Raw genomic sequence first — 19,001 nt, 5'->3', positions numbered from 1 at the left:
GATTGATTCTATTTTCTAAATGTATCAAAAAATGATACTCTTTATTGAAAATCAAAAAAGCAAAGTTTTTTTACTTTTCCCCTGATTCATATTTTCAATCATAAAATGTAATCTGTAAGTACTGTCATTTTTTTTTTGCTACATTTTTGATACAATTAAATCATGAAAAAAACAGAACGAGTGAACCTTATTATGCGCTACATCAATAACCGCGCTCATTTTACGATAGCCGAGATTCAGCGGGAGTTTAAGATTTCCCGCGCGACTGCAATCCGCGACATTGACGAGATTCAGGCGATGGGTTTTCCGCTAACGACCGAGCTTGGGCGTGGTGGCGGCTATCATGTCCTGCAAAATCAGTATCTGCCTTCCGTCCGTTTCACGCCAGAGGAGCTGAAGGCGATTTTTATCAGCTTTATCGCCTCGAAAAATTCGCAGCTGCCTTATCTGCAAAATCGCCGCTCAATCACTGAAAAACTTATCGGCATCGCGTCGCAAACTCAGCAAGACGAGCTGATTGAGCTGAATAATATCTTGCTTTTCGAAAATACAAATCCTGGCAATCCGAATCTTTTGGAGCTTGATGATGCGGCGCCTGTGGAGCTGAACCAGCTGATTTCGCTTGCTGTGCGGGATAAGCATTTGCGCGTGACTTATGAGCTGAGTCCTGGCTGGTCCCAGTTGATGGACGTTTTTTTGTTGCATATTTTTAACTCGAACGCACAGTGGCTGGTCGAGGTTTTTGATTTTAAAACGGATGAGTTCCGTTATTTGCCTGTTGAAATGCTGAGGGATTCGGCAATTTCTGAGCAGGAGATGAAGTGGTCCGAGCAAGAGATTTTGAACAAAAAACTGCTTGGTGCACGGGAGTCCAATCTTGTTGTGAAGTTAGATACGACTGGGATTCAACGCTTTAAGCGTATGCACCCGCCCGGGATTATTTTGTCCTTTACGGGGATGTTTCAGTCGAGCGGAATTTTCAATGTTCAGCTGGATGTAACCAATGTTGAGACGCTGAATTTTTATGCGGATTGGCTTTTATTTTTGGGAAAAGGGGTCGAGTTTCAACGTATACCTGACGAGCTACGCGTGATTTTGGAAGAGCGTTTAGCAAATTTAAGATTTTCTTGAGTTTTATCTAAGAAAATACAAAGGTCTTTAAAGAAAATATGAGTATGTTTGAGATTAGCTCATTCAACAAGAGAAGGAACAGTTACAGTACTATGATTGAAACAGTTATAAGCAGTTACAAGTAATAAATGATGTTACGAGAAGCTGTTGATCGTTTAACCTTCACAAAAATAAACATATAGACAACTAGAAAACCCTTCTAACTTTAATTGTTAGAAGGGTTTTCAATGTTAAGTTATCTAAACACAATTTTCTGCTGTTTGCCCCGTTTGTTCTTGTCCAATATTCACCTCCCCCTTTAAGTTCTACAAGTATAAATTTTAAACTTGGATGCAGCAAAAGATTTATGCTCGATAAAAAAACAGCTACTGCACGTTCACAGTAGCTGTCTCTTCTTACACATCATATTTTTGATGAATCTCATCTTCGTAACGATTATAACGCTGTTTAAATAGCTTGAATAAATGTGTCACAAGCACTTTAATAATGGCATAGCCCGGGATCCCTAAAATGACACCTGGAACGCCAAATAAAGAACCAGCCGTTAATAACACGAAAATAATTGTAATTGGATGGATACTAAGTGATTTACCCATAATTTGAGGAGAAATGAACTTCCCTTCAATGAGCTGTACGACCGTCCAAACAATGGCTAGCTTAAATAGCATGAATGGTGATGTTACAAGAGCGATAATGACCGCTGGCGTAATGGCAATGACTGGCCCTAAGTATGGAACCACACTCGTGATCATAGCAAGAAAACCTAGCAATAAGGCATATTTCATACCGATAATTAAAAAGCCAATAGTCACCATGGCACCTATACACATTGACACTAAAATTTGTCCTTGAATATAGGAACTAATTTGCTTGTCCATGTCATGGAAAATTTCGTGTACTTCTTTACGTATACGTGGCGGGCAAATTTTTAAAATAAAGCTCGGTAGTTTTTCGCCATCTTTAAGTAAGTAAAATAAAATAAATGGCACTGTAACTAATGATAAAACAATTCCTGTTAACGTTGAAACGAAGCCGGTAATACCAGATGCCACGCCTTGCGCTAAATTCGCAGCTGTATTTTTTACCGTCTCCATCGTATCCGTAGTAAAATTCTTAACCATTGAATCATAGTTTAAATTAACTTTATCTAGGTACTCGTTGATTCGTGAATTGTTAAAAAAATCAGCAATATTTTGTGTAAACGCCATAAAATACCCAGGGAATTCCTGTACTAAATTAGTGAACTGGTCACGTAAAAACGGATAGACAAGAACTACTAATAACGTTATTATGCCGATCAGAATAATATATAGTAGAAAGATACCCCAAACTCTTGGGATACGCCATCTTTCGAAAAGCCCTACTATTGGACGTAATAAATAATACCCAATACTGGCCAGTACCCCTGGCAGAATAACTACCTCAAATAAAACTTTAAGCGGGGTAAATATAAAGGAAACTTTTTGGAACATGAAAATAACACATGCTAGCAATAATAAAATAATCAGTGTAAAAAATAAATTTTTACCACCTAAAAAGCGAATAAACTTTGTTGAAAAGAAATTTGAACGCTCTTTTGGCCTTTCTTTTTCCATCGACTCACCCCATTACAAATCCTTTATCAATATAGTACAGGATAATGTTGGATTTTGCGAAAAATCACTCTAGGGAAATGCCTAAAAAATTACGTAAAAACTCTTTATTTTTTTCTACATCAATAATAATTGAATCACCGACACCACTAATGTTTCTGAAGCTATAACTACCTTCAATTGGAATAGTTGTTTTTTCAATTTTGACTTTACCTTTTGACACCATTTTCAGCACTTGTTGAACCTCTTCTGCTGATGAATAGTCCGTTGTAATATATCCTTGTGCTGCACCGACAAATTTTGGTAAGTTCAACATATTTCGAGGTGATAAAACTTCATTTTTTAAGGCTTCAATTACCTTTTGCTGACGCGCTACCCGACCAAAATCCCCTTCAGCATCATGACGGAAACGAGCAAAGCCAAGTAATTCTTTTCCGTTTAAGTTTTGCACACCTTGTTTTAATGAAACTCCAATATTTTCGGACATATCTTTATCTACATCGATTTCAACTCCATTTGGCGCTAAAATATCTACAAGTGATTCAAAATTTTTAAAATCAATAATTGCATAATGATGAATTGGTAGGCCAAACATATTGCCGATCGTATCTTTTAATAATTGAACACCGTCTAAATAATAAGCCGTGTTAAGTTTATAGGATTTATAACCTGGAATCTCTGCATAAATATCTCGCATGAGTGACACGAGCTTCATATCATTTGTTTTTTTATTCCACGATAAAACCATCATTGTATCTGTACGTGATTTTTCTTCACCACGAGAATCTACCCCTAATAATAAATAGTTTTCAACATCGCCTTTTACTGTATCACCGGCGAAATCCTCTTGATCTACCTTTGTATCACTTGCCAATTTGAGTCCACTTCGATATTGCATAACGGAATAACCTGCAATCACGATGACACAAAGTAATAGCAATGTGAAAAATGCTCTCACTTTACGCAAGCGACGTTTTTGGGGGCGCTGCGAGCGTCTTGAATAATCTTGCTCTTCCATAACTGTTAACTCCTCTATTTTTTATAGTAATGTAACGATTCCACATAAAGAAAGGTTCATTTTATATGATGTTACGGATCCTATCAACAACTACTTATAGGTTATTTTACACCTAATTTGCCAGTAATGAACAAAATAATGCTATAATATTTTCACGAAAGAAAGGATGATGAACATGATCGAGAAAGCTACGTTTGCTGGCGGTTGTTTTTGGTGTATGGTAAAACCATTTGTTGAATGGGATGGTATACATAAAGTCACTTCGGGCTACATGGGTGGCCATTTAGAGAACCCAACTTATGAGGATGTCAAAAAAGGTACTTCTGGTCATTTAGAAGTAGTCGAAATTGAATTCGACCCTAGCGTTTTTAGTTATGAGCAGCTCCTTGATATTTACTGGATGCAAATAGACCCAACGGATGCATATGGTCAATTCCATGACCGTGGTGAATCATATACGACAGCAATCTTTACCTATTCAGAAGAGCAAAAGCGCATTGCAGAAGCATCCAAGGAAAAGCTAGCAAAAAGTGGTCGCTTTGATAAACCTATTGTAACCACAATTCGCGACGCCAAGTACTTTTATCCTGCAGAAGATTATCATCAGGACTTTTATAAAAAAGAGTCTGAGCATTATCAGAAGGACCGTGCGCTTTCTGGTCGAGATCAGTTCATCGTTGAGCATTGGGATAAAGAGTAATTCCTTCATTGAAAGTATATAGCAAACTAAAAAACACGTATTTTGAATGATGTTTAGTCAAAATACGTGTTTTTATGTTTATATACTACCTCATTAAATAGCCGTTTTCCTCGTACAGCACGCTATGAATAGCTTACAGAAATAATAAAAAAGAAAGATACATAAAAATAATGAAAATTAAGATGGAAAAAAGGCAAGAAATAATAAAAATACAACGATTCGAAGCATTAAATATACCATGCTGGATTTCTTTTCTTTTCCTTGAATATTGAAAAGTAGCCAACACGCCTATTATAAAACCAATGATACAGGCGAAGATGCCAAGACATATGGCTACGATATGAATATAATGAGTCGAGTTAACATTATTCGTAAAATGCAAAGAAGTGGTCAAAAATCCTACTCCAACAATAGATATGCTAGTCCGTATCCAAGCTAAATACGTTCTTTCATTTGCTAAATGCTGCTGTGCATATTTTACACTATCTTCTATTTCTTCTGTCCATTTATTTAAAGCCTCCATAAACGAAAATCCTTCCCTATCCCTTTTTGAAAGTCTCGTATTTTGTGAACATAACCCTTAGATAGTCCCTTTAAAAGCTTCAGCCCTCATGAACAGCTCTGATGTTATTGCTTTACTAAAAATTCTGTTATCGCTTGATACGCATCTGTTCCTTCTGATTTAGGGGAATGATAAGAAGATAATTTTACAATGACTGTATCAGCTTTTGATGTTATATGAATTCGCTGGTCAAACTTGCCTCGAGCAGAAAATCCCCCATATCGATCATGGCTAACCCACCATTGATTATGATAGGAGAATCCAGAAAGATAATTATGGGTACTTTCCGCAAGAAATTTTGGGTTCCCCCCTTTTTGAATTCCCCTAATTATATGCTCCGGAATAATTTGTTGGCCATTATAGTAACCATCGTTACACATCATATCACCAAAACGTACCAAATCACGCAATGTAGCTCGCATACCGCCACTTGCTATATCTGTACCTATTTGATCTAAGTGCATGAAGGCATTTTCTTCTGCACCCAATTTAGACCATATAAATTCTTGAATTAATTCTGCTAAATTTTTTCCTGTTAAGCGTTTGATCATCCAGCCCAATGTTTCTGTTTGCCCATTTTCATACTTAAATACAGTACCGGGCTGTATATCTTTTTTGCTTGATATCATAAATTCATAGAGATTTTCCGGTCCATTATAGTTATCCGGTTTTGGCATTGAACCAGATGCAATAAAAATTGGTGTCCCACGGCCAATTCCCATTGGCGTGTTAGCTTCCATATATTTCACAGGAACTTGCATATCAAGCAATTGCTGAACAGTTCCATCACCAAGTCCTGTCCCTTTTAATTCAGGAATATAAAAGGATGCCTTTTGATTTAAATCCAAAACCCCTTCATCAACCAATAAACTAACAATCAACCCGACAAATGACTTTGTAGCAGAGTTCAATGCATGAGGCTGATACGATTTATACCCATTAAAATAATTCTCATACATAATTTTTCCTTTATATAACACTAAAAAAGCATCTGTATTCGTTCTTTCAAGATACGCTAACACACTTTCATCCTTATTTACGTATATATTCGCTAGATTTAATGGATCGTTAGCATATGATAATGTGGTAGGTTTCTGGCTTCCTCTCCAGATAATACGGCAAGGACTCAGTTCACCGCTATGACAATACCCTTGCAAATTTTTTTTTGAAGTAAACCAATTATCCTTCGTCACGATATCCGCTGAATTTGGCGGAAAAGCTTGCATTTTATTTGTTGTTAAATTCTGCATGACAAACTCTCCTTCAATCAATTTTGCCTCGGCATAATTGCGTCCAGAATCGGCTTGTACTTAGGCCTGCAGGATGCAGGTCAGTTAGCCGTTATCGCATGGATGCGATGATTTTAGGCTAACATCCTTTATGAACTCCTTTCCGATTCCGTGACATCCGCCGGAGGCTTTAACTTCTTTCAGCAGGTTTGGGACACCCGCTGAAAAGTAAAAATCCGCATTCATCTCACCACCTATTGGAGGTGGGAGACTTCTGTATCTGTCGCTACGCTTTGGATACAATAGACATTTATAGCTGACGCTTCGCTTTCGCTACCAAAACATTTGTAGCTGACGCTTCGCTTTCGCTACCAAAACATTTGCTGAAAGAAGTTAAAAAGTAGGCTCTATAAGCATATCTTCTTTTGATTCTTTACCTTTATTATTAATTGTTATTGCAGCAATTGCCCCAGCCAGTGCAGAAGCGATTAAAAACCAAAAAACAGCCGTATAAGATCCGTTGAAAATAGTAAGAACAAACCCAATGACCATTGGTGAGATCCCCCCAGCAATCTGTCCACCAAAGGAAACTAATCCTGTCACAGAACCAGTTAATTCCTTACCTGAATACTTAATAATCATCGTGTATAATGAAGTTCCGATAAACGAGATGGAGATAGCATTGAAAGTCAAATAAACAATGCCAAGAGAGACAGATGTTGCATTAAACATCAAATATAGAAAGACACTAGAAGATAGTAATCCTCCCATTGCTAGGTATTTTTCTCTTCCAGCCATATATTTATCTAAAATCAAACCGCTTACATTAAACATAATAAAGGAAGCAACATAGGGGATGGCCATCAAGACACTTGCAGATAACAAGTCCAAACCTTTACTTACCAAATAAGAAGGCATCCAGGTAATCATTCCCCAATTCACGATATTCGAAAAAAATTTTGTAAAGAAAAATTTCCAAAAATTATCGGTTTTAAATACCATTTTGTAAGGAACCTTCTTTTTATTTTGTTCCTTATTAGTTATTCGCTGATCTTCTGGAGATTTTAGATAAATCCAAGTTGCCCATGCAATAAAAACTCCTAAAATCCCAATGCTAACAAACATCCACCTCCACTCAAAGGAAACCAACAAAATACCTATTGCTACGGAACCTATCACACCACCTGCAGTTTGTGCAGAAAGAAAGAATGAACTGGCCCTTCCTCTTTCATTTTCGCCAAAGTTGTCAGCAATCGATTTCATACTGGCAGGAAAGACACTGCCTTCCGCTATACCAAATAGGAAACGTATTAAAAGTAGTGAGATAAATGACCAGGCAAGACTTGTAAGTGCCGTAAAAAGCGAAAATCCTAAGATGGAAAAAACCAGCACATTTCGTGCACCATACTTATCGGTAAGCCATCCCCCTATTGGGTGCATCACAGCGTAGCTGAAAAAGAAGATACTTAAAACTAAACCTGATTCAAAAGAATTAAGGTCCAAAGCGTTTTGAATTGGAATGATGGCTACGTTCATTGATGTTTTATCAATATAACTTAATACCATCCCAATAAATAGTAAAATGATAATAATGGATTTACGCTTTTTATTAGCAGCATCTACTTGCATTTTTATTCACTCCTTTTAAAGTATCGCTATATGATTCGTACCCTTGTCGGCATTCCTTAAGGGTCGTAATCATCAGCATACTAAACAAAATTTTTAAAATTTATAAGTGACTCCATTGCATTCTCGATTTCACAAAAAACACCAACTGAATTCTAGTAAGAGCTATTATCGGAATAAACTGCTACCATTTTGCATTTTTCTAATTCACCAAACGTGCCGTTCCTTCCCAGAAAGGTTTTCTTAGTTCTTTCTTATCAATCTTCCCTACCATTGTTAACGGTAAGGACGTCTCAAAAAAGACCTCTTTTGGAACCATATAAGAAGAAGTACGTTCTTTACAAAACTCGATTAATTCTTCCTTCATACAAGTTTCACCGTTACGCAGTACAACATATATACAGACTGCTTCACCCCAATCGTTATGCGGTATTCCTATGCAAGCACTCATCGCCACCTTAGGATGCTGATTCACGATCCTTTCTACTTCAGCAGGGTATACATTAAAACCACCAGAAATGATCAAATCCTTTTTACGTTCGACAATATGAAGATATCCGTGTTCATCCAGTTTCCCAATATCCCCCGTAAAGAACCAGCCATCCCGATATGCCTCTGCTGTCAATTCTGGTCTTTTGTAATAACCAACGGAGACTGAAGGGGTTTTGACAGTAATCTCCCCCGGTTGTAATGGTTTCACGTCTCGTCCATTATCGTCAACCAAGCGAATTTGAGTGAACATACACGGTTTTCCGCAGCTCTTTAACACATCAAGATTGTTCTCATACGCAAAGAGATGGTCGCTTTTTGTAAGTCTCGCAATGACAATACTGCATTCAGTCATCCCATACTGCTGTCTAAAAATAGGCCCAAAGATTTCAAGTGCTTCTTTTAAACGTTCTAAAGAGATGGGCGATGAACCATAATTTATATTACGCAATGAGCTAATGTCATAGCTTCTTCTCTTGGCCTCATCTATCAATCGGTAAATAATAGTTGGAACCACAAAAGTACTTGTAATCCGTTCTGTTTGCACAATCTGCATAAATACTTCTGGATGAAATGCCTTCATGATATATACATGACATCCAGATGCTAATGACCTTTGTAGTAACACTCCTGCAGCATGAATAATGGGTGTACAGAACAAAACCTTGTCTTGATCATCGTAAGGATATTCCATACATGAAGCCATGAGTGATGCACCAAACCCCCGTTGAGAGTGCATGACCCCTTTTGGCGTCCCTGTTGTACCACCGGTATAAGATATGATTGCCAAATCATCTAATGAGGCAACATGGAACGCTACGCTGCCTTTATTATCATCTACATCAATACAATAAAATTCATCTGGGTATTCGACACCAAAGCCTGGCAGACCAATAACTGTTACAGTGCTTTGGCCTTCTTCTTTTTGATAGTTAAGGACACTTTCTACATGTTTCTGAGTTGCCATAATGACCACTTGGGGCTCTGCATCTCTTAAGATAAACTCGATCTCTTTAACGCCCAACTTATCATTTAATGGGACGACTGTTGCCCCAAAACGACTTACACCAAGATTATAAACGACATTTTCAATACTATTCGGAATTAGTATTGCAACACGGCTTCCGGTTTGTATGCCTAGTCGTATTAACTGGCTTGCTACCGCCTCAGCTTTAACCCGTAATTCCCTGTAAGTGATCGTTTCATTTGTATCAACACAAGTAAGTGCTGGCTGGTAATCAAATTTATTTATACTATTGAATAGAAAACCCTGAAAAGTTAATGTATCCATGAAAACTTCCTTTCTCTAGTAAAATATAAAACCTCGATTTTATAATAGAATGAATTATTCTTTTTCTTTTATTTATTCAGTAATTCCTTAGCAATCATGTTTTTTTGAATTTCAGATGTACCAGTCAAAATCCTAAACATCCGTACGTTCCTGTACATTTTCTCGACAGGGTGCCCCTTCATTAACCCTTGTCCTCCAAAGATTTGAACAGCATTGTCGGCAACTCGATTAGCAATCTCAGATGAATACAACTTAACCATCGATGCACTTTCTCTTAGATCTTCACCGTGGTCAATCTTTTCAATCACATCGTAGAGCATGCAACGTGCCGCGTATATTTCAGTCGCCATCTCCGCTAACATGTGTTGAATGGCTTGAAAATCTCCAATTGGTCGTCCGAACTGGATCCGCTGCTTAGCATGACCGATAGATAAGTCTAATAGACGTTGTGCTACCCCAATGTATGTAGCGCCCCAAGAGGCCCGATTTTCATTTATTCTGCTAAGTCCCAACATCAACCCCTTGCCCGGTTGACCGAGAATATTGGCAGATGGTACTCGACAATGATTAAAGATTAGCTCAGCTGTGCTCCGTTCTCCGGAAATTGGAACCTGAATGTTTCCTAATTCAAAACCTGGGCTACCCTCTAATTGTTTCTCTACAATAAAAGCAGTTACTCTTTCACTAGCTGGCTCCACAACTTCCTTCGCCAATACAATAGCCCAATCTGCATATGGAGCAGCGCTAATAAAATGCTTTTTACCATGTAATATATAGTTATCACCTTCGCGTACTGCCGTGGTTTGAATAGCACGGGCGTCGGATCCTGCCTCAGGTTCTGTTAGTGCAAAACAACATCCCGCTTCAGCATTAATCACTGGCATTACATACTTTGTTATTTGATCCGGAGTAAATATTTTTAACATCTGACCAATGCGTAAAGGTCCCCCTATTTCACCTAAAACATGCCCCCATAAAGCCGCCCCTGATTTTGCCAGTTCTTCTTTTAAGATACATAGCCCTTTTAGGCTAAGTGACTGTCCCCCTACCTCCTTTGGAAGGTTGATGCCATAAAACCCGAGCTCCTTTGATCGTTTTCTGACCCATTTAATGTGTTCCATTGGAATCTCTTGTTCTGAATCAATTTCATGTTCACTTTCAAACGGTAACAACTCGTTGTATATGAACTCAAGTAACCTCTCTTTTAAATGTTGAATATTCTCGATTTGTACTGTTCCATGCATACTTTACTCCTTTCCAAAACACATTCTTCCTAGATTAGAAAGCGGTTTCAATTATTTGATTTTCAGAATAGTTATAATATTCTTAATGGTTATTTTATATATGGCTACGAGTAAAGTAAAATGGTAATATATCATATAAACTTGAACCAAATTCATATAAAGAGGAGGTAACATTGTGCATTTAGAGCAATTAAAATATATTGTTGAAGTAGCTAAAACACGTTCGATTTCCGTCGCTGCCCAGAATCTTCATGTTTCTCAATCTACCATTAGTAAGGCAATTACCAGTTTAGAGCAAGAATTAAGCATTCAATTGTTTACACGTTCACGGTTAGGAGCCCTGCCGACAGCAGAGGGTAAAAACATTCTTAAAAAAGCGTATGAAATTGTCATTAAACTTGAAGAAATACATGAAGAAGCGCACGAGCAAGCCTCATTAATAAACGGAGAATTAAATTTATCGGCAAGTCCAAGCTTTTTCCTACCAATTTTACTTGGAACGTTAACAAACTTTAAAAAAGACTATCCTACCTTTCGCATTCTTATGACAGAAAAAAAATCACCGAATATTATTGAAGATGTTATCCAAGGAAGGATTGACATCGGATTAGCTATGCTCGATGAAATCGATTGGAATGCACATGAAGAGTTGATTTTCGAAGCCTTATTAGAGGGAAAAATCATGGTATGTGTCAGCAAACACTCTCCATTCGCATTCAGTGATTATATAACGCCTGAGGAGTTAATAAATGAAACAATAGTGATGTATGATGGGGTTATATGGAAAGATTCCATTTCTTTATTTATGAATAAATACGGACCAATGAATATTTTATTTACCTCTAACAATACCGAAGTCATTAAAAAGGCAGTTGCAGATGGTTTAGCGATAAGCTTTTTGATGGATATAGCACTAAAAGATGATCATTATGTTAATAGTGGAGATATTATTCCTATTCCATTAATAAATTTCGAATCTCATCAACGATCTTTCGGATGGGTACGATCAAAGAAAAAGCATTTTTCTTTGGCAGCTCGAGAATTTTTAAAATACCTCAAATTTAATATTTCCAAGTTAGAATAACGTATTACAAAATAATTTAATGATATTAAAAACGCATTTCTGAATGGACAGTTTCACAAAGACGAAATAACAGCTCTATACCGAACTTAAGATTGCAATTTAGGAAAGTAAAGATTTTATACTAAAAAGTTGAATTTTCACCGCAATGGATTCGATTTTTTTATTTTCTTATACGGATAATCGTTAGTTTAAAAAATCAATCATTTATATAACCGTAAGCTTTTTGCTATTTTGAAGCATATAATTAAATGTCGCTCTCCTTTAAGTCGAAACTTTTTTTAAAAAAGTGAATAAAAAATAATAAGCGGTCTATACTATTAAAGATTTCACTTCCAAATCCAATGACAAGGAGGGTTAACCCGATGAGTGGGGCTGACCGGTAACTCAGAAGGACCATCAAAAGCTGAATGAAGCTAAAGCACCGTTGTCTTAAAAATTTAAGATCAATGCGGAAGCGAGGCAGTGTGTCATGGAGCACTATAAGTAAGTGAGAATCATGCCCGGAATATTAATATTCCGGGTTATTTTTTTTTGTACTATAGCTTTGTAAAAATGATTAATCGTTTGAAATTATAAAATTCACTACTTTAGTTATTCTTTGATGTAATCTTTTTTAATTAACGTGTATAAAAAATAATTAACGATCTATACTATTAAAGATTTCACTTCCAAATCCAATGACAAGGAGGGTTAACCCGATGAGTGGGATTGACCGGTAACTCAGAAGGACCATCAAAGCTGAATGAAGCTTAAGCACAGTTGTCTTAAAAATTTAAGATCAATGCGGAAGCGAGGCAGTGTGTCATGGAGCACTATAAGTAAGTGAGAATCATGCCCGGGATATATTCCCGGGTTTTTATTTTTGTTTCGATACTACAATCACCTCTTTAGTTTTTCTTTGAAGTGATTTTTTTAATGGATATTTATGCTAAAATTTGAAGAAGGAACTTAACATTAATTCGAAAACAAAAATTTTTAGACGGACAGGAGTTAAATACGATGATAAAAGGTGTTGGAGGAATATTTTGGAGAACTAAAAATCTTGATGTTATCAAAAAATGGTACAGTGACGTGTTAAAGCTTGAAATAGAGAATTGGAATGGGACTATGATTAAACCCGAATTAGGAAATGAGACGATCTTTTCTTTCTTTACCGAAGATGATAGTTATTTTCCAACAGAACAACAAGTGATGTTAAATTTCCAAGTACATGATCTAAACGAGATGATTAAGCATCTTGAACATGTTGGTGTACCTCTTGAAAAGAACATAGAGATAAGTGAGTTTGGAAAGTTTATTTGGATTAAAGATCCTGAAGGACGACTAATCGAGCTTTGGGAGAAATAGCGGGTTGTAATACTTAGCGAATAAAAGGAAGTGCCTCATTCATTTGAATTAGGCACTTCCTTTTTAAACTGTTTTCAAAAAAGACTGTAGAGCATCGAAGAAACGCTCGCCGTATTTTTCAAATTTTACTTCACCAATACCACTTACATGACGTAAGTCTTCTAGCTCCTTCGGTTTTTTGTCACATAAATCACGTAATGTTTTATCAGAGAATACAACAAATGGTGGTACCTTTTCTTCATCTGCAATCTCTTTACGTAATAATCGTAAATGCTCAAATAGAGGATCATTGTCAACAAGCTTGCGCACAGTAACAGCTTCTTTTCTCATGACCTGTCGATTCCCCATTAGAACTTCTTTGCCTTCCTCTGATACATAGATGGTTGGAAACGTGCCATGTTTAACGGCAAGTACGCCCTCAGCAATTAAAAACTCAATAAAGGTTGAAACATCCTTTAAGGAATATTGGCCTTTTAAAATGCCATAGGTAGACAGCCTTGCAAAGCCAAATTCAGCGACCTTTTGGTTTTTGGAGCCAATTAACACTTGGGCCACCATCGTCTTACCAAATTTTTGCCCCATCCTTACGACACAGGCTAACACTTTTTGTGCATCTACCGTCACATCTTTAACTTCCCGTCCATCATTACAATTACTACAACGACTACAAGGCGTGCCTGCTTCGTCGTCAAAATACGTTAAGATGGCATTTTGTAAGCAGCCTTCTGTATGACAATAATCAACCATTGTTTGCAGCTTCGCTAATTCCTGCGCAATTCGTGTTTCATCCTGCGACTGTTCAATTAAAAAGCGTTGGGTTTGAACATCACCTGATGCATACAGCAAAATACAAGCACTTGGCAAGCCATCCCGACCTGCACGTCCCGCTTCTTGATAATAGCTCTCCATATTGCGCGGCATTTGATAATGAATAACAAAGCGTACATTACTCTTATCAATACCCATACCAAATGCATTGGTAGCTACCATAATGCGCGCCTCGTCTTTTAAAAAGCGCTCCTGCTCTGACGTACGCATGTCCTCTGACAGTCCTGCATGGTATTTTGCCACAGCTTCGCCCGAGCGACTTAAAAGCTCATAGATTGCGTCTACAGCCTTTCGTGTAGCTGCATAAATAATGCCCGCTTCATTTTTATTTTTCATTAAATAATTTTTAATGTAGCGCTCTTTGTTTTCACCGATTAACACAGAGAATGCTAAGTTATCGCGCGAAAAGCCGGTAATTACAGTTGATTGCTCATCAATATCTAATAATTGTCTAATATCGTCACAAACAGCTGGTGTAGCTGTTGCTGTAAGTGCTAAGACAGTTGGCTTTTGCGGCCACAATGTAAATAATTTTTGGATTGCTCGGTAACTTGGTCTAAAATCATGACCCCACTGGGATATACAGTGTGCTTCATCCACAGCAAGCAAAGGGACAGATAAATTCGATAATACCTGTAAAAATGTTGCACTTTCTAATCGCTCTGGCGCTATATAAAGAAGCTTTATATAGCCAGCACTCGCAAGCTGTATCGTTTCATTCACTTCCTGCACGGTTAAGGTACTATTTATATACGCGGCCGGAATATTTGCTGCACGTAATGCTTCTACCTGATCTTGCATAAGAGAAATTAAAGGAGATATGACGACTGTGAGGCCATCTAGCATGAGTGCCGGAATTTGATAGCATATTGATTTACCTCCGCCAGTTGGCATCACACACAGACTTGATTGACCTCGTAATGTTTGTTCAATAATTGGTTCTTGTCCATTGCGAAATGAATCATAGCCAAAATGATGTTGTAGCATTTGTCTCGCTTGCTCCATCCAACTTTTCACTCCTCAGTTGTTAGACGAATAAGTTTATACTCGCCCTGTTCATTTTTATTTATTTCATATACCATCATAGAGTTCGCAAGTGCCTCTTGACCAGCAGAATTTGTTAGTACATATTCTGATTTAGCACGAACAACAATATTTTGTCCTTTCATGCTGATGTTTTTAATCGACAGATTGGTAAAATGAATTTTCGCTTGCTTCGAGGCATAGTATGCAACCATGTTATCCAATGTGCCTTGTAAATCGTCAGTACCTGCGAAAGGTTTCATGACGCTAGCATCTTGAATCTCAACAGCTGCTTTTAAATGCTTATGAAATGTATCTAAAAACAGTTTTATTTCGTCGGCATTATAAGCAAAAATGTTCTTTCCATATTGCTCAATAGCTTGCTGAACTGCTTCTTTATCGCCCTGTTCTATATATGGATATAAGTTTTTGGATTGAGTTAGTCGATCATCTGTCTTCATATTACCTGAGATTCGTTCATCTAATAACTGTTCAATATCTTTATATGGCAATATAAATGGCTGTGATACACCGTTTTGCTTGCGTTTAAAATAGATGCCCACAAGTTCACCATTTTCTGCTTCTAGAACCGGGCTCCCTATAAGTGTATTTTTTTCTGCATCTATGTAATAAGCTGCTACACTGTCACTATATTTTTTAATGATATGCGGTAAGCTATCGACATAAACAGCTAACTGATTTAATTCACCATTATAAATGGTCGGCATCTTAACGGATGCGTTATATGATACCTCTAAAATGGCGATATTATAAGCTGTAGATATATAGTGCACATCGGCTTCTAAAAGTTTATCATTATTAAATTGTACGAGAGCAGCTGGCTTTGACGCTACGAGTGCACCATTTGTCAAAATATAGAGCTTAGCGTCTTCTTTTTTTATAATGACTCCTGCACCAATTCCGTTCTCCCCCACTACTTTTACTTCCGGTACAATTTTTTCTAGCTGCTTTGTCACAGCCTTTTCCGATTTCACATCGGTCTTTTTAGTATGAAACACCTCTGCCAATGTTTCATTTTCACAGCCCGTTAATAATAAAGCTGTTGCTCCAAGAATGAGCATCTTTTTCCGCATACGTTCACCAAAACTTTCTATCAAATCTGCCTCTGCATAAGGCACGATGTTGGTCACTCAAGCATTCACACAAGATGTGAAGTTCATAGCCTGAGTTCCTCTATCTCAGCGGATATTTGTACACCCGCCAAAAAGAAACCTCACCCCACATTCATCACATCACCAATAGAGGTGAAGACTTCCTGTTCTGAATGTAAGATAAACATCTTTCTTTACTATCATAAACAAGGTTACTATACGTTTCAAGTTTACATAATAATATTATTTAAGATTAATTGTTACAAAAATATTGCCCTCACCTTTTACTCAATCCGTTATACCTATAAAAAACGTCTCTTTTTTAGGTTTGCTATGAAAAATGGCTTATAATTTGCGGTTAAAATGTTATTAAAAAAAGAAGTCTTCTCACAAATCGACCGTTCATTAATTTTATAGACAATACATTGTCCATTTTGTTATGATGATTTTAGACAATGTATTGTCTATAAGAAAGGACATCTTTATGAACAATGACTTATTTCTAATGCAACAAATATATTCAGCCCTTTTTTCTGTTGGCAATAAAATTCAAGTACAATCTGATCAATATTTAGAAAAATTAACATCTAGACAATTTATGGTTATCTTAGCTATTGCTCATTTACCTGAAGATCAAGCATCATTCAACAATATCGCAAGAAAACTAGGAACCACTAAACAGAATGTAAAACAACTAGTAACTACTATGAAAAACAAAGGATACGTTGAAATTGCCCCTAGTCAGCATGATAAACGTGCGGTCAACACTACGATTACTGAGTTTGGTAAACAAGTTGCGTTAGAGGCAGGAGAAAAAGGAACATATTTTTTAGCGGATCTTTTTAAAAATTTTTCTACTAATGACCTAGAGACAATGTGGGATCTATTAAAGAAGTTATATAGTTTTGATGGTGAAGAACAAGATGGTTTTGAAGAGCACAGTAACTTGACAATGGATGAAAATCAAAATGACGTTCAGTTGAAAGTTTTAAAGGAGTTTGAAAGACGAAGAAATCATAAAGAGGGAGAATGAGAAATGAAAAATAAATCCGAGAAATTAATTAATATTGAAGAATTTGTCTCGGTTAACGATGTAAATCATTATTTATTTCATTCAGGTACTAATTATGATAACCCAGTATTACTTTATTTACATGGTGGTCCTGGTAGTGTTGAATCTCTTTTTGCCCATGCTTTTCAAGATAAATTAGAAGAAATTTTTACGATTGTACATTGGGATCAGCGTGGTGCTGGAAAAACGCTTACTAAAAACCCCGATAAGTACCCTACAATTGATGTCATGCTAGAAGATTTATATGGAATTATTCAATATTTAAAGCAGAAATATAATAAGGAAAAGATCGTTTTACTCGGAAGGTCTTGGGGCACTATTTTAGGAAGTATATATATTTATTCAGCAATATCCTGAAGACATTGCTTATTATATCGGCGTGGCACAAGTTGTCTCCTTTCTTGAAAATGAGCGTGTTGCTTATGAAAAAATGAAGGAACAAATAGAAAAGGCTAATGATAAAAAAGTTTTAATTGCAAAGAAAGACCAAAGCTACTCTGCAACAGATGTATTAGAGAACGCTGACTTTAATGTTGAAAATCCAACTATAACCATTCATACCGTTGATACAGACAAAGAAGATTTATATACACAAATTGAAATTCCAGAAGAAACGCAAAAAAGGCTTATACAAGCTTTTCAGAAGGCAAAATTTGATAAAACAACCCTAAATCCAGTTGATTACGATTATCGAATCACCATCTCATTAAATACAGGTTACACAATGTATCTTGTTTCAGATAAAAAGTCGCTGACTGTTACTAGCACCGATGAAAACTATGCCATCGTCAACGATAGTGATTTTTTTAAATAACTATTCCTCTTTATTAATTTTCCCAAGTCAAAAACGAAGTTTTTGGGGAGTACCCATACTGCCATTGCTTGCCTCACCACATGGCCAACATCACAGCATGAATAAAAGCCTCTAGAGCATTTCTAGATGTTCGACTTGTTTAAAAGAGTTTAAAACTTTCTTCCAATATCATAAACTTATAAAAAAACAAAGGGATGGAGTTGTATAAATCCAATGAAAAAAATACTTATCACCATTGGTGTTATCATGGTAGTAGGAATTGCATTTTCAATCTTTCAATACAACAAATATAAAGAAAAATCAGTTACCGATATCCTAACCACTTTAGATTACAATGCGGTTGATTCTATAAGAGCAAAAGATGTTGGTGACACAAAACTTGAATACATTTTTGAAAAAGAAGACAAAGACACTATCGTGCAAGCATTAAAGAATTTAAAATTACATCGCACTTCAAAAAAAGATTTACCATTTGATTCTGGATATTTGCTAACAACATCAACGAAAGATGATATTTACAACTTATATTTAAACGGCCACGGCAAAACAATCATTTTTACCACTAAAAATGAAGATGTAGGATATTACATTAACTACGAAATGAGTAATAGCGATTTCTACAAACTTATAGAAAGTTTGATAAAAAAAGAGGAAGATAATAAATAATAGAAATGCCCCCTTTTAAGGAAGAATGAACTGCTCCCTGTCAAGTAGACAGTGGAAATAATAAAAAGCTTTTAAGCGGCTTTAGCCCTGTATTCTAATGGGCTTAAGCCGTTTAATCGTTCTTGGTATCTATCGTTATTGTAAAACTGGATATAATCCTCAATCGCTTGTTG

At 36.6% G+C, this 19,001-nt stretch carries 18 protein-coding genes; 8 read left to right on the top strand and 10 right to left on the bottom strand.

All coding sequences use genetic code 11. From position 1 onward, the window contains the following. The first annotated feature begins 162 nt into the window (after positions 1-162). Complete coding sequence (locus AC1DCY_RS08890; RefSeq protein ID WP_477349313.1) at positions 163-1,131, top strand: helix-turn-helix transcriptional regulator; 969 nt, start codon at positions 163-165, stop codon at positions 1,129-1,131. 395 nt (positions 1,132-1,526) lie between these two features. Here the strand turns inward: AC1DCY_RS08890 and AC1DCY_RS08885 are convergent, their stop codons facing one another. Both AC1DCY_RS08885 and AC1DCY_RS08880 read right to left on the bottom strand, forming a co-directional pair. After that, positions 1,527-2,726, bottom strand: coding sequence for an AI-2E family transporter (locus AC1DCY_RS08885; RefSeq protein ID WP_477349311.1), 1,200 nt, complete (start codon positions 2,724-2,726; stop codon positions 1,527-1,529). Between the two features lie 64 nt (positions 2,727-2,790). Then, complete coding sequence (locus tag AC1DCY_RS08880) at positions 2,791-3,741, bottom strand: LCP family protein (protein WP_477349309.1); 951 nt, start codon at positions 3,739-3,741, stop codon at positions 2,791-2,793. A 175-nt stretch (positions 3,742-3,916) separates the two neighbouring features. Between AC1DCY_RS08880 and msrA the strand changes: the two genes are divergently transcribed. After that, entirely contained in the window at positions 3,917-4,441 is a 525-nt protein-coding gene (gene msrA / locus AC1DCY_RS08875; RefSeq protein ID WP_477349307.1) for a peptide-methionine (S)-S-oxide reductase MsrA, read from the top strand. Between the two features lie 133 nt (positions 4,442-4,574). On the opposite strand, the gene AC1DCY_RS08870 is transcribed toward msrA, so the two are convergent. From AC1DCY_RS08870 to AC1DCY_RS08850, 5 genes are all read right to left on the bottom strand, one after another. After that, positions 4,575-4,964, bottom strand: a complete 390-nt coding sequence (locus AC1DCY_RS08870; protein WP_477349305.1) for a YidH family protein — start codon at positions 4,962-4,964, stop codon at positions 4,575-4,577. Between the two features lie 104 nt (positions 4,965-5,068). Continuing rightward, complete coding sequence (locus AC1DCY_RS08865) at positions 5,069-6,253, bottom strand: serine hydrolase domain-containing protein (protein ID WP_477349303.1); 1,185 nt, start codon at positions 6,251-6,253, stop codon at positions 5,069-5,071. Positions 6,254-6,625: 372 nt separating this feature from the next. Next, positions 6,626-7,861 carry an MFS transporter gene (locus AC1DCY_RS08860; RefSeq protein WP_477349301.1) on the bottom strand — a complete coding sequence of 412 codons (1,236 nt, stop codon included), beginning with the start codon at positions 7,859-7,861 and terminating at the stop codon, positions 6,626-6,628. Between the two features lie 199 nt (positions 7,862-8,060). Beyond that, positions 8,061-9,638, bottom strand: coding sequence for a class I adenylate-forming enzyme family protein (locus AC1DCY_RS08855; RefSeq protein WP_477349299.1), 1,578 nt, complete (start codon positions 9,636-9,638; stop codon positions 8,061-8,063). Between the two features lie 68 nt (positions 9,639-9,706). Then, entirely contained in the window at positions 9,707-10,882 is a 1,176-nt protein-coding gene (locus AC1DCY_RS08850; RefSeq protein WP_477349297.1) for an acyl-CoA dehydrogenase family protein, read from the bottom strand. A 175-nt stretch (positions 10,883-11,057) separates the two neighbouring features. Here AC1DCY_RS08850 and AC1DCY_RS08845 point away from each other — a divergent pair, with 175 nt between their 5' ends. Both AC1DCY_RS08845 and AC1DCY_RS08840 read left to right on the top strand, forming a co-directional pair. Next, positions 11,058-11,966 carry a LysR family transcriptional regulator gene (locus AC1DCY_RS08845; protein ID WP_477349295.1) on the top strand — a complete coding sequence of 303 codons (909 nt, stop codon included), beginning with the start codon at positions 11,058-11,060 and terminating at the stop codon, positions 11,964-11,966. Positions 11,967-12,965: 999 nt separating this feature from the next. Continuing rightward, positions 12,966-13,313, top strand: coding sequence for a VOC family protein (locus AC1DCY_RS08840; protein WP_477349293.1), 348 nt, complete (start codon positions 12,966-12,968; stop codon positions 13,311-13,313). A 63-nt stretch (positions 13,314-13,376) separates the two neighbouring features. Here the strand turns inward: AC1DCY_RS08840 and recQ are convergent, their stop codons facing one another. Both recQ and AC1DCY_RS08830 read right to left on the bottom strand, forming a co-directional pair. Further along, entirely contained in the window at positions 13,377-15,146 is a 1,770-nt protein-coding gene (recQ, locus tag AC1DCY_RS08835; RefSeq protein WP_477349291.1) for a DNA helicase RecQ, read from the bottom strand. Between the two features lie 8 nt (positions 15,147-15,154). Then, positions 15,155-16,315 (bottom strand): TcaA NTF2-like domain-containing protein, encoded by a 1,161-nt coding sequence (locus AC1DCY_RS08830; protein WP_477349289.1) that lies wholly within the window; start codon positions 16,313-16,315, stop codon positions 15,155-15,157. 445 nt (positions 16,316-16,760) lie between these two features. Here AC1DCY_RS08830 and AC1DCY_RS08825 point away from each other — a divergent pair, with 445 nt between their 5' ends. From AC1DCY_RS08825 to AC1DCY_RS08810, 4 genes are all read left to right on the top strand, one after another. Further along, positions 16,761-17,309, top strand: coding sequence for a MarR family winged helix-turn-helix transcriptional regulator (locus tag AC1DCY_RS08825; protein ID WP_477349287.1), 549 nt, complete (start codon positions 16,761-16,763; stop codon positions 17,307-17,309). 3 nt (positions 17,310-17,312) lie between these two features. Next, positions 17,313-17,705 (top strand): alpha/beta fold hydrolase, encoded by a 393-nt coding sequence (locus AC1DCY_RS08820; RefSeq protein WP_477349285.1) that lies wholly within the window; start codon positions 17,313-17,315, stop codon positions 17,703-17,705. Between the two features lie 22 nt (positions 17,706-17,727). Then, positions 17,728-18,162: a hypothetical protein gene (locus AC1DCY_RS08815; protein ID WP_477349283.1), complete on the top strand. Its 435-nt coding sequence runs from the start codon at positions 17,728-17,730 to the stop codon at positions 18,160-18,162. Positions 18,163-18,375: 213 nt separating this feature from the next. Then, positions 18,376-18,828, top strand: coding sequence for a hypothetical protein (locus tag AC1DCY_RS08810; RefSeq protein ID WP_477349281.1), 453 nt, complete (start codon positions 18,376-18,378; stop codon positions 18,826-18,828). Positions 18,829-18,899: 71 nt separating this feature from the next. On the opposite strand, the gene AC1DCY_RS08805 is transcribed toward AC1DCY_RS08810, so the two are convergent. Beyond that, positions 18,900-19,001, bottom strand: a 102-nt coding sequence (locus tag AC1DCY_RS08805; protein WP_477349455.1) for an IS3 family transposase, incomplete at its 5' end; no start/stop codon positions are given.

The sequence above is a fragment of the Lysinibacillus sp. 10T31 genome, assembly GCF_056394365.1.
This window is presented reverse-complemented; position numbering and strand designations above follow the sequence as displayed.